This is a genomic window from Bradyrhizobium sp. SZCCHNRI1009 (assembly GCF_032487575.1).
Classification (GTDB): domain Bacteria; phylum Pseudomonadota; class Alphaproteobacteria; order Rhizobiales; family Xanthobacteraceae; genus Bradyrhizobium.
Window position 1 is genome coordinate 1 of record NZ_JAUEUL010000027.1, and the last position, 11,859, is coordinate 11,859.

Below are 11,859 nucleotides of genomic sequence, written 5' to 3' on the forward strand. Positions count from 1 at the left end.
CAGCGATCGATTTGCGTGACCCCAAAAGTGTCAACCATGTCCCCGAACAGGTGTAAGCTATGTCTCCGGGCTAAACAAGAGCGAAGCAATCCAGAGTCCCGCCTACTATTCTGGATTGTTTCGCTTCGCTCGCAATGACGCGTATGTTGAAGCGACGAGCCTGGATCACGCAGGCCGGGAGGGAAAATCAGATGTCGAGCTTCAGCCGCTTTGCCGTCCTTGCGGTCACCGCCCTTCTTCTCTCCGCCACCCCCTCCCGCGCCGACGACTCCATCCCCGGCGTGCCGCGCGAGCTGCTCGAGGACATCGCGACCGGCAGCCGCATCCTCGCCGATCTCGGCGTCGTCGATGCCTTCGGCCATGTCAGCGCGCGCAGTCCCGCCAATCCGCACCACTTCCTGATGGCACGCTCGATCGCGCCGGCGCAGGTGACGGCCAACGACATCATGGAGTTCGACGAGAATGGCGAGCCGGTCGATGCGAAGAACCGTGCGGTGTTCCTCGAACGCTTCATCCATGCCGAGATCTACAAGGCCCGTCCGGACGTCAACGCCGTCGTGCACACCCATTCGCCGGGCGTCGTGCCGTTCAGCGTCAGCCATACACCCTTGAAGCCGCTGTATCACAACGCCGCCTTCCTCGGCGACGGCGCGCCGGTGTGGGACATCGGCAAGGAGTTCGGCGCCACCGACATGCTGGTGCGCAATAATGCGATCGGCAAATCGCTCGCATCCGCGCTCGGCGACAAGTCCGTGGTGCTGATGCGCGGCCATGGTGACGTCACCGTCGGTCCTGCGGTCAAGGCCGCCGTGTTCCGCGCCTATTACACCGACGTGAATGCGAAGCTGCAGGCGCAGGCACTCGGGCTCGGCTCCGAGGTGACGTATCTCAGCGCCGAGGAGGCTGCCAAGGCCGATGGCGTCAACATGGTGATCATGGATCGTGCCTGGGCGCTTTGGAAGCAGAAGGTGCAGTCGGCGAAGTAGTCCTGGAGGTTGAAGATCATTTCACCGCAGCGGTGCCCCGGAATCCTGTGACGCGTTGGGCCACGACGTGACAATGTCATCGGTTTCTCCCTGTCGTTGTCGTGTTGGGCCGTTGTTCCGGCCGTATCGATCCCATGGGGCTTGCGTCCCGGAACTTTCCATTGCTTTTGCGGTATCGAACGACCACCGGCGCGGTTCAGCGTCGGGCTCTGCACGGGTGCGATCGGAGGTGCACAGCGCTGCTTCCGACCTCTTTTTGCCGCAAAGCTGACACATCGCTTGACCTCTCGCGCCGTCCCGATTCCTCCAGGCTCTCCCCGCGGATGCCCCTGCATTTTCCTCGCCTCGCCGTCCTTGCGCTCGCGCTCTCCCTGGGGACGCCATGTCTGGCTCAGCAGCCGATGCCGGTGGCGGGCGCGCCGGAGGACCGGCCCGACATCGATCTCTATGCGCTGATGTCCGGCACCTGCCGCACCGCGAAGGTCGATGGCCGCGAATATTCGTGCAAGACGGTGGCGTTCTTTCACAGCGAGAAGGGACGCGCTCATTTCACCGTCGCGCTCGACGATCCCGCTGACGAGAATCACATCATCGCGTTCTCCGGCGTCAATGGCCGCAGGTCGATTCAGAACGTCTACGAATTGCCGATCGACCGCATGCTGCTGAACTCCAAGCATCGTCCGAAGGTCGATGGCATTCCGGTGCCGGCCACGAAGAGCTCGGCCGGCGTGTGCCGTCAGGTCGGCAATTTCGCGATGCTCAAGGTCACCAGCGTGACCTGCTCCGCCAAGGACGACAGCGGCCGCGCCTATGAGCTGGTGTTCGTCTCCGACGGCACGCCCATCACCTTGCGCCGGGTGCGCCAGACGATGACGAACGCCGAGCACAATCCCTATGAATAAGCGCGTAGCGATTGCGGCGACCGCGCGCATCCGCGTCGCCTGACGCGCATCTGCTCCAATCCGCATCTCGAACAGCCATGAACATGAGGGCGCGTTAACATGAGGGCGCGTTCTCGCGGCAGATGATGCCCGAGGCTTACGATCCATCTCGCCCCTTCGAAGTGCAAAGGGCGCAGGGAATGCCGGGTGAAGGCCCCACCCATGGCCCGCCTGCGAAAAAAATGCAGGCGGCAGGTACCACAGGCAAAGCCGTACACTCCGGCATTCCCTGCGCGACGGTCTTCACGCTTATACGCAGTCTCCCTGGTGCGCCGGGCTTGTTGGCCACCATGGCGCAATGCGCTTGCGCGCATTGCGCTGGACACCAGCGTCGGGGTGTCAGGACCCTGCGACTTCACGTCCGCAGCCTCGCCGTTCGTCCACGCATCCAAAGACACGTTGCGGCTTGATCGCGGCCATCGCATCCCCGCCTCGCGTGTCGTGACGATCGCGCGCAACGCCCCTCTGCGGTGAGGCGGGATGCGCAACCAAAGCATGATTTTCGAAAAAACGAAAGTGGAAAATGCGAGCGCGCGACCAGGCATCGAGAGGCCGTTGAACGGATTGAACAAAATTACGACGGCTTGTTGCGCGCAACCGCTGGCGGCGGCCTCTGCACAGGCGCGCAGACGTTCAGAGCGGGGCTGATTTGCCCGACGTGCCGGCTCGGCCACACCCGTAACATCGACAAGCGACGCTCAGCGCGGGCGCGCAACCGCGCCCAGGAGATCCTGTGCGGCGCGCCCGAGCCGCCTGGCGGCATCGGCGAGATCCTTCGCCGCAAAGCCCGAATAGCCCAGGATGAAACCGTCAGGTCCGCGCTGCACGATCCGCGCATCGGACAACAGCCGGCACTCGATGCCGGCGCGGTCGCGGATCAATTTCGCCGTGCCCTTCGGCGCTGCGGGCGGCAAGGTCGCCAGCAGATGCAACCCTTGCGACGGCGCGGCCAGTTGCAGGCTGCCCTTGCCGTGCCTGGCGAGCGCTTCGGCGACGACATCGCGCGCCTGGCGGTAGCGCGGGCGCATCCGCCGCATGTGCGCCGCGAGCACGCCGTCGGCCATCAGGTCGGCCAGCGCGTCTTGCATGAAGGCCGGGGGAAACCGGTCCTGCGCCGCGCGCGCCGCGACCACCCGCGCGACCAGCGCCGGCGGCACCACGAGATAGCCGAGCCGCAGTCCCGCGAACAGCGTCTTGCCGAAGGTGCCGAGATAGATCACGCGCTCGCCGCCGATGCCGGCCAACGCCGTCAGCGGCGGACCTGCAAAGCGGTACTCGCTGTCGTAGTCGTCCTCGAAGATGTAGGCGTCCGCCCTGCGCGCCCAGTCGAGCAGCGCGATGCGCCGCGCCATGCTCATCGCAACACCGGTCGGAAACTGATGCGATGGCGTCACGTAGGCAGCCTTGGCCGCCGTGTACGCCGCCTCCCCCGAGCTCACGATAATGCCTTCATCATCGACCGGCACCGGGACCAGCTTCGCGCCGGTCGTGCTCAACGTATAGCGAGAAGCGACGTAGCCGGGGTCCTCGAACCAGACGGGATCGCCCGGCGCAAGCAGCGCATCGATGCACAGCCGCAGGCCGTGCTGGGTGCCGCTCACGATCAGGATGCAGCTTGGGTCGCAGCGGACGCCGCGATTGGCCGCAAGATAGTGCGCGACCTCGGTGCGCAGATGCAGGCTGCCGCGCGGATCGCCATAGCCGAGCTCATCGGGCGCGGCGTTGGCGATGCGGCGCCGGCTGGCCGCGGCGAGCCGCCGCAACAGGACGGGATCGACCAGCGTGCAGCCGAGCGCGAACGGCCGGCGCGGCGGAATGCGGATGTCCAGCTCAGCCACCGGCGCGGCGACCTGCGGCGCCGGAAGCCGTGCCGCGACATAGGTGCCGGCGCCGTGGCGCGCCTCGACCAGGCCATCCGACAGCAGCGCCTCATAGGCTGCGACGATCGCGTTGCGGCGGACGCCGAGCTGCTCCGCGAGCCCGCGCGTCGAGGGCAGACGCAGGCCGGGTGCGAGCAGCCCGTCGACGATGCCGGTCCGCAGCGCGCCATGCACCTGCTGCGACTGGCTGCGGATGCTGCGGTCGAGCCGGATCGGCAGCGCCAGCACGTCGTCGCGGCGCCGCAAAGTGGTTGATTGCTTTCGCATCGAAGTGGAACTCCCGGCAACCACTTTGCCATGGCATGACGTCGGCGGAAACAGGAGACTGACGATGTCCGAGCAACAGATGCCGAGCTATGCCGTCGACGACACCAACCGCGTCAAGCGGCGGCATCAGCGCGCCCACTATGATCATGCGACGGTCCATGCCGTGCTCGATTCCGCAACGCTGTGCCACGTGTCCTATGTCATCGACGGCCAGCCCTATTGCACGCCGACGCTGTTCTGGCGCGAGGGCACGACGCTGTATTGGCACGGCTCGAGCGCGAGCCGCATGCTGCGCAACCAGTCCGAAGGACAGCCGGCCTGTCTCACCGTCACCCATCTCGACGCGCTGGTGCTGGCGCGCAGCGCCTTCCACCATTCCGCCGACTACCGCTCGGTGATGGCGTTCGGCCATGCCCGGCTGATCGAGGATCAGGCGGAGAAGGAGCGCGCGCTGGTGATGATGGTCGACCGCCTGTTTCCCGGCCGCACGGCGAGCCTGCGCCAGACCACTGAGCAGGAGCTCAAGGCGACATCGGTTATCACCATGGAAATCGAGAAGGCATCGGCGAAGATCCGCGCCGCCGGCGTCATCGATGACGAGGAAGATTATGCGCTGCCTATCTATGCCGAGCGCATTCCGGTCCACACCCTGATCGGCTCGCCGGAGCCCGATGGCCGATTGCTAGAGGGCGTCACCCGTCCCGCAACGCTGTCAGGTTTCAGCTCTGGGCGGCGGCTGGATGAGGCGCTGACGGAGGCGTATGCAGCGAGCTATCCGGCGGGTAGTTAAGATAACGGAAGTGTAGGGCGGGCAAAGGCGCGTCCCGGCGCCGCGTTTGTTGCTGGCTAGCGATCGCGCCGTGCCCACCCTACGGCCCGATCAGATCAGTCAGGGCTACGCTGCCCAATGAAGTGCCCTCTCCCCTTGTGGGAGAGGGCATCGGCGGCCTATCCGCATGCGCGTTTGGGTGAGGGGTTCTCTCAACGAACGATGCTCGTGGACAAATACCCCTCACCCAACCGTGATTGGAGCACCGTCCAAAATGCCCTCTCCCACAAGGGGAGAGGGCACATTCACGAGCACCGCGTGCCAAGCGTTACTACTACGCTTCAACGCGGCTTACCGCTCGATCATCCTGTTCCATCGCGCATTCCATTCGGGGCGCTTGGCGTTGATGACGTCCCAGTCGAGCGTGATCGCGCTCTTCATGTAGGTATGAAACGTCGCGAGCTTCTGCTCGGCTGCCGGGGTGGTCGCCTTCGCGGTCGTGTTGGACGGCACGATGTTGCCAGCCGCCAGCGCCTTGGATTGTGCCTCCGGTGACAACAAATAAGCCGCCAGCTTCTGTGCCAGCTCGGCTTCGGAGTTGTTGGCGATGACGCATTCGGCGACCATCAGCACGACCGAGCCCTCCTTCGGCTGCGCATACTCGACCGCGATGCCCTTCTCCTTCAAGGTCGATACCGCGGTCGGCGTCAGCGGGAAGATCGCCGCTTCGCCGGTCTGCACCATCTCGGAGATCTTGGCCGAGTTCGGGATGTATTCGAGCACGTTCTTGCCGATCGAATCGGCGAACGCCTTGAAGCCCGGCTCGACATTGGCCTCGGTGCCGCCGTTGATGCGGTTGAACATCAGGAAGGCGTGCAGGCCGAAGGTCGAGACCGAGGCCGACTGGAACACGACCTTGTCCTTGAATTTCGAATCGGCGAGGTCGAGCCACGAGCTCGGCGCCGCCCAGCCCTTCTCGTCGAACAGCTTCTTGTTGTAGGCTAAGCCCGTCATGCCGATGTCGATGCCGGCGGCGATGTCGTCCTTGAGCCGTGCGAACGGCTCGAGCTGCGCCAGACCTTCGCTCGGCCTCAGCTTCTCGCACAGGCCGAGGCCGGCGGCGCGGATCATCACGCCGTCGTCGAGAAACATCACATGCATCTGCGGCTTGTCCTTGGCCGCGATCGCCTTGGCGAGAATCTCCGAGGAGGTGCCGGGCACGACGACGATCTTGACGTCGTTCGCCTTCTCGAAGTCCGGAAACACGGCTTGCGTATAGGTGCGCTCGAAATTGCCGCCGTTCATGCCGACATAGAGCGTCCTGGTTTCAGCATGCGCGGCTGATGTGGCGAGCATCAGCGCGAGGGCTGGGCCGAGCGCGGCGCGAGCATCGATCATGGCGAGGTCTCCTTCGATCCTGTCGTCATTGCTGCTTGAGATGCATCGCCCGGCTGCGATGCGGGTGGGAAACGTGTGATCGCGAAGGCGCCGATCGGCGTCGAGGTCTCGCCGTCGCGCACCAGCTCGGCCAGGACCTCGCCGACACCCGGCGCGATCTGGAAACCGGCGCCGGAGAAGCCGAAGGCGTGGATCAGGCCCGGCGTCGTCGCGCTCGGCCCGATCACCGGATTGCGGTCGGGCATCGTCGCCTCGGTGCCGCTCCAGAACCGGATCGCCTGCGCATGGCGCAGCGGACCGAACAGCCCGCTCGCCCGCTGCATGATGGCGAGCACGCCATCGCTGAGGGGACGCGAAAAATCGGGGTCGGCGAGCGGCGCAGCGCGCTCGCCGCCGACGACGACGTTGCCGCGGGCAACCTGCCGCGCATAGATGCCGCCGCCCTCGATCCCGATGTTGACGCCGAGAAACGGGTCGAGCGGCTCGGTCACGATCATCGAGGGATAGGTGCGCTCCAGCGGCACCGGCTCGCCGAATGTGGCGGCGAAGCTGTCGGCCCATGCGCCGGCGCTGTTGACGACGGTGCGCGCCTTGATGGCGACGTCGCCGGCTTCCAGCGCAAAGCCCTCGAACGTCCGGGTGGCGCCCGTGACCTCCGTGGTCTCCAGCACCTCGGCGCCGGCGCGACGCGCCGCTGCGGCGAAGGCGGCGGCGACGAGCCGCGGATTGGCGTGGCCGTCGCCGGGACAGAACGAGCCGCCGACGACGTCGCCGCTGATGCCGAAGCGCTCGCGTAGCTGGTTATGACCGACCAGCTCGAGGCCGAGTCCGAACGGGGCGATATCGGCGGCGTAGCGTTCCAGGCTCGCCATGTCCTCAGCGCTCCGCGCGAGCTTGAGATGGCCGGAGCGCACGAACTCGCCGTCGATGCCGATCAGCGCCTCGAGCCGCGGCCAGATCGCGTGTGATCGCTGCGACAGCGGCAGTTGCTCGGACGGGCGTCCCTGCCGGCGCACGCCGCCGTAGTTCACACCGCTCGCCTGCGCGCCACAAAAACCCTTGTCGAGCAGCGTGACGGAGAGGCCCATGCCGCGCAAGGCGAGCGCGGCAGCGCTGCCGACCAGCCCGCCGCCGATGATCGCGACATCGCTGTCAATGCGCCGGGTCATGCTGCCTCTCGTCGGCGGACAGGCCGGCAGCCAGCGGGATCGGCTTGATCGGCGCCTGCGCGCGCAGCCGGCCGACAGCGCCGATGTCGCGGCGCGTCTGCGCAGCCAACAGCTCCGCGGCGGCCGCGCCGCACATGCGGCCCTGGCAGCGGCCCATGCCGATGCGCGTCACCGCCTTCAGGCGATTGATCTCGGTCAGCGAGAAATCGCTGATCGCGCGCCGCGCCTCGCCGGCATCGATCTCCTCGCAGCGGCACAGCAGCGTGTCATCGGCGATATCGCCCACCCAATGCGACGGATAGGGAAACGCGGCCTCCAGCCCGTCGCGCAGGCGATCGATCGTCGCAAGCCTGCGCTCGAGCGCGGCAGCCCGCGCGGCATCATGCGGCAGGCCGCGATCCTCCAGCAATGCGAGCGCAGCGCGCTCGCCGGCGGCCTCGGCGGCATCAGCGCCGGCGATGCGGGCGCCGTCGCCGGCAAGGTACACGCCCGCGACGCTGCTGCGGCCACTGGCGTCGCGAACCGGCAGATGCGCGCGGTCGCGTGCATCGAAGCGGAAGGCGCAGCCGGCGAGATCGGCCGCCTGGGTTTCCGAGCGCAGATTGAGGCCGTAGCCGACGCCGTCGCAAGCGATCGCGTGCTGCCGCCCGCCGGCGTGATAGGCGATGCGGGCCACCCTGCCCTCGCCCTCGATCCGCACTCGGGACACGCCGAACCGCACGCGCGTGCCGCGCAACGTCAATTCCGCGGCCATGCGCACCCCACGCAGCACGATATCGGGGGCCAGCGGCAGCACGCGCAGCAGATTGAGCTTCGCCGACAACGGCGCCGCGTCGAGCACGGCGGCGACGTCGACACCGGCCTTCATGTACTGCCACGCCACCAGATAGAGCAGCGGGCCGGAGCCCGCGAACACCACGCGCCGGCCGATCGCGCAGCCCTGCGCCTTCAGCGCGACCTGCGCGCCGCCGAGCGTGAATACGCCGGGCAAGGTCCAGCCGGGGATCGGCAGCACGCGATCGGTGGCGCCGGTCGCGAGGACGAGTCCATCATAGTTGATGCGATGGCTGATGCCGTCGCGGAGAATGTCGGCCGCGCCGTCGCGCAGATTCCATAGCAGCGCATTCGGCCAATAGTCGATTGCAGGGCCGAGCGCCGCGAAATCGCGATGCAACCGCACGGCCTTCGCCGCCTCTGAGCCGTAGCGCTCCGGGGCATCACGGCCGTCGGGCGCCAGCGGCTGGCGATAGATCTGGCCGCCGCAGGCGTGGCCCTCATCGACCACGACCGGCCGCAGGCCGGCCGCGACCAATGTCATCGCCGCGCGGATGCCGGCCGGACCGGCGCCGACGATCAGGGGCGATGCACGCTCAACCATGGCCGCGCCCTCGTCGTGTGATGATGTCCATGCCTTCGGTAAGCGGCGTCGTACAGGCGCGCAGCCGCTCACCGCTTGCGAGCTGCACCCAGCAATCCTGGCACGCGCCCATCTGGCAGAAGCCGGCCCGTGGCGCGGCGGAGAACTCGCTGGAGCGCAGCCGTTCGACATGACAGAGCACCGCCGTCAGCACGGTGTCGCCGGCGCGGCCGTCGCAGGGCATGCCATCGATCGTGAAGGAGATGACGGCGCTGTCGTTGCGGACGAGGCGATGCAGCAGCGGCATGGTGTCAGCCTTGGCCTACAAGGATCTTGTCGAGGCCGAAGATGCGGTCGAGCAGCAGCATCGCCGCCGCCGTCACCGCGATCATCAGCGCCGATACCGCAGCCATCATCGGATCGATCGATTCGGTCGCGTACATGTACATGCGCACCGGCAGGGTGACGGTGGCGGGCGAGGTGATGAAGATCGACATCGTGAGCTCGTCGAAGGAGTTGATGAAGGCGAGCAGCCAGCCGCCGGTGATGCCGGGCAGGATCATCGGCACGGTGATCCTGCGGAACACGATCCAGCCGGAGGCGCCGAGCGTGACGGCGGCCTGCTCTGCGCTGCGGTCGAGCCCCGACAGCGCCGCCAGCACCAGCCGGAGCACATAGGGCGTGACCACGACGATGTGGCCAGCCGTCAGCCAGACGAGGCTGCCGGTGGCGCCGAGCAGCGCGAACAGCCGGAGCAGCGCGACGCCGAGCACGAGATGCGGGATCATCAGCGGCGAAAGGAACAGCGCGTTGAGCGCCGCGCGGCCGCGGAAGTCGTAGCGGTCGAGCGCGAGGCCGGCGGCGACCGCGAGCACGACCGCGATCGTCGCGGCTGTCGCCGCCACCCACAGGCTGTTGAGGAAGGAGGCGACGAAGTCGGGATGTGCGAACACCGCCGCGAACCAGCGCAGCGAGACCTGCGTGGTCGGCAATGTCAAGGTGTTGGCCGGCGTGAACGCGACCAGGCAGATCACGATGAGCGGCGCCAGCACGAAGCCGACGACGAGCGCATGAAAGACCAGGGCGATCGGACCATTGTGGCGCATGCCGCTCATCCCAACGTCCGCCTGGCGCGCGCCTCGACGATTTGCTGATAGGCCAGCATGATGACGAGGTTGATGACCAGCACCAGGATCGCGATGGCCGCGCCCAGCGGCCAGTTCAGCTCGTGCATGTATTCGTCATACACCAGCGTCGCCGCCATCTTCAGCCGGCGGCCGCCGAGCAGCGCGGGGATGGCGAAGGCCGATGCCGACAGGCCGAACACGACCAGGCTGCCGGACAGCAGCCCCATCGTCACCTGCGGCAGCACCACCCGGCGCAGCGCCGTGAAGCGCGAGGCACCGAGCGTCCAGGCCGCGGCCTCGACCATCGGATCGAGCTTCTGCAGCGAGGTCCAGACCGGGATGACCATGAACGGCAGCATCACATGCACCAGCGCGATGACGATCGCCGTCTCGGTATAGAGGATCCTGACGGTGCCGAGACCGAACGCGCGGAACGCCTCGTTCACCAGCCCGGTGGGACCGAGCAGCATGCTCCAGCCGAAGGCGCGCACCACGACCGAAACCAGCAGCGGGCCGATGATCGCGAGCAGGAACACCGAGCGCCAGGGCTCGCGCATGCGCGCCAGGATGTAGGCCTCGGGCGCGCCGATCAACGCGCAGATCACCGTGGTCAGCGCGGCGAGCCGCAGTGTGCGCCAGAAGATATTGAGGAAGTAGCTGTCGGAGAGAATCGCCGCGTAGTGCGCCAGCGTGGTCTCGTCCTTGACGCCGGTCGCGGCGTCATAGACGTGGAACGACAGCGCCAGTGTGAGCGCGAGCGGCACGACCACCAACGCGGTGAACAGCAGCGCGCCCGGCGCCGCCAGCAGCCATGGTGTCGTCGCGCGCGTGCTCATGCCGGTGGCGCTCCGTCAGGCTTCGACGCGCGTGCAGCGGCGCTGCTCCAGGCGAGGCCGACCTGATCGCCCTCGCGCGCCGGCTCCTCGCCGGCATTGGGCAGGGAGACGCCGATCAATCCGGCCGGCGTCTCCACGGTGAAGAACCAGGTGCTGCCGAGGAAGAACCGCGCCTGGATGCGACCGTCGAGCACGCCGGCGCCAGGCGAGGTGAGACTGATCTTCTCCGGCCGGATCGCCAGCATGGCGGCTGCGCCGTCGGCGAGACCCGTGGCCTCGCACGGCAGCACGCGCCCGCCGATCTCGACGCCACCATCGCGCCAGATGCCGGACAGCCGGTTCATCTTGCCGACGAACGAGGAGATGAAGGGTGTCGCAGGACGTTCGTACAATCGATAGGGCGCATCGACCTGCATGATGCGGCCCTGCTCCATGACCACGACGCGATCGCTCATCGACAGCGCCTCGCCCTGGTCATGGGTCACCATGATCGTGGTGGTGCCGACGCGCTGCTGGATGCCGCGCAGCTCGAACTGCATCTCCTCGCGCAGCTTGGCGTCGAGGTTCGACAAGGGCTCGTCGAGCAGCAGCACCGGCGGATCGATGACGAGCGCGCGCGCCACCGCGACGCGCTGACGCTGGCCGCCGGAGAGCTGGCGCGGATAGCGGTCGGCGAGCGATGCGAGCTGCACCAGCGCCAGCACCTGGCTCACGCGCACGTCGCGCTCGGCCCTGGCGACCTTGCGCATCTCCAATCCGAACGAGACGTTCTGCGCCACCGTCATGTGCGGAAACAGCGCGTAGCTCTGGAACACGATGCCGAGGCCGCGGCGGTCGGGCTTCTCATGGGTGATGTCGCGACCGTCGAGCGTGATCCGGCCCGAGGTCGGCTCGACCAGGCCGGCGATCATCTGGAGCGTCGTGGTCTTGCCGCAGCCGGAGGGGCCGAGCAGCGAGATGAACTCGCCCTTGGCGACGCTGAGGCTGACATCGCTGACCGCAGCGACATCGCCGTAGCGCCTGGTGAGACCGTCCAGCGTCAGGAAACCCATGCGTCCTCGCGCGGGAAGCTCCCTTCGCCATCAGCAGGGATTGCCGCCCTGGGGCTCCTTCATGCCGGCGGGCCATG

Annotated in this window: 11 protein-coding genes; 3 read left to right on the forward strand and 8 right to left on the reverse strand. The window is 67.3% G+C overall.

From position 1 onward, the window contains the following. Window positions 1–191 precede the first annotated feature (191 nt). Window positions 192–986 carry a class II aldolase/adducin family protein gene (locus QX010_RS29135; protein ID WP_316183165.1) on the forward strand — a complete coding sequence of 265 codons (795 nt, stop codon included), beginning with the start codon at window positions 192–194 and terminating at the stop codon, window positions 984–986. A 323-nt stretch (window positions 987–1,309) separates the two neighbouring features. Then, the gene (locus QX010_RS29140; RefSeq protein ID WP_315802003.1) at window positions 1,310–1,888 is read left to right on the forward strand and encodes a hypothetical protein; all 579 of its coding nucleotides are present in this window, start codon (window positions 1,310–1,312) and stop codon (window positions 1,886–1,888) included. A gap of 737 nt (window positions 1,889–2,625) precedes the next feature. Here QX010_RS29140 and QX010_RS29145 read toward each other — a convergent pair. After that, window positions 2,626–4,074, reverse strand: a complete 1,449-nt coding sequence (locus QX010_RS29145) for a PLP-dependent aminotransferase family protein (RefSeq protein ID WP_316183166.1) — start codon at window positions 4,072–4,074, stop codon at window positions 2,626–2,628. 64 nt (window positions 4,075–4,138) lie between these two features. Here QX010_RS29145 and QX010_RS29150 point away from each other — a divergent pair, with 64 nt between their 5' ends. Continuing rightward, a complete protein-coding gene (locus tag QX010_RS29150) occupies window positions 4,139–4,864 on the forward strand; it encodes a pyridoxamine 5'-phosphate oxidase family protein (protein WP_316183167.1) in 726 nt (241 codons plus the stop codon). A gap of 330 nt (window positions 4,865–5,194) precedes the next feature. Here the strand turns inward: QX010_RS29150 and QX010_RS29155 are convergent, their stop codons facing one another. The 7 genes from QX010_RS29155 to QX010_RS29185 are packed head-to-tail and all read right to left on the reverse strand — an operon-like array spanning window position 5,195 to window position 11,782. Then, window positions 5,195–6,241 (reverse strand): ABC transporter substrate-binding protein, encoded by a 1,047-nt coding sequence (locus tag QX010_RS29155; RefSeq protein ID WP_316183168.1) that lies wholly within the window; start codon window positions 6,239–6,241, stop codon window positions 5,195–5,197. Then, window positions 6,238–7,410 carry an FAD-dependent oxidoreductase gene (locus QX010_RS29160; protein WP_316183169.1) on the reverse strand — a complete coding sequence of 391 codons (1,173 nt, stop codon included), beginning with the start codon at window positions 7,408–7,410 and terminating at the stop codon, window positions 6,238–6,240. Before QX010_RS29160 ends, QX010_RS29155 begins: the two co-directional genes overlap by 4 nt. Next, window positions 7,394–8,788, reverse strand: coding sequence for an FAD/NAD(P)-binding oxidoreductase (locus tag QX010_RS29165; protein WP_316183170.1), 1,395 nt, complete (start codon window positions 8,786–8,788; stop codon window positions 7,394–7,396). Before QX010_RS29165 ends, QX010_RS29160 begins: the two co-directional genes overlap by 17 nt. Next, window positions 8,781–9,074 carry a (2Fe-2S)-binding protein gene (locus tag QX010_RS29170; RefSeq protein WP_316183171.1) on the reverse strand — a complete coding sequence of 98 codons (294 nt, stop codon included), beginning with the start codon at window positions 9,072–9,074 and terminating at the stop codon, window positions 8,781–8,783. Before QX010_RS29170 ends, QX010_RS29165 begins: the two co-directional genes overlap by 8 nt. 4 nt (window positions 9,075–9,078) lie before the next feature. Beyond that, the gene (locus QX010_RS29175) at window positions 9,079–9,882 is read right to left on the reverse strand and encodes an ABC transporter permease (RefSeq protein ID WP_316183172.1); all 804 of its coding nucleotides are present in this window, start codon (window positions 9,880–9,882) and stop codon (window positions 9,079–9,081) included. Continuing rightward, window positions 9,879–10,730, reverse strand: coding sequence for an ABC transporter permease (locus QX010_RS29180; protein WP_316183173.1), 852 nt, complete (start codon window positions 10,728–10,730; stop codon window positions 9,879–9,881). The genes QX010_RS29175 and QX010_RS29180 overlap by 4 nt, the downstream gene beginning before the upstream one ends. Beyond that, entirely contained in the window at window positions 10,727–11,782 is a 1,056-nt protein-coding gene (locus tag QX010_RS29185) for an ABC transporter ATP-binding protein (protein WP_316183174.1), read from the reverse strand. Before QX010_RS29185 ends, QX010_RS29180 begins: the two co-directional genes overlap by 4 nt. Window positions 11,783–11,859 lie beyond the last annotated feature (77 nt).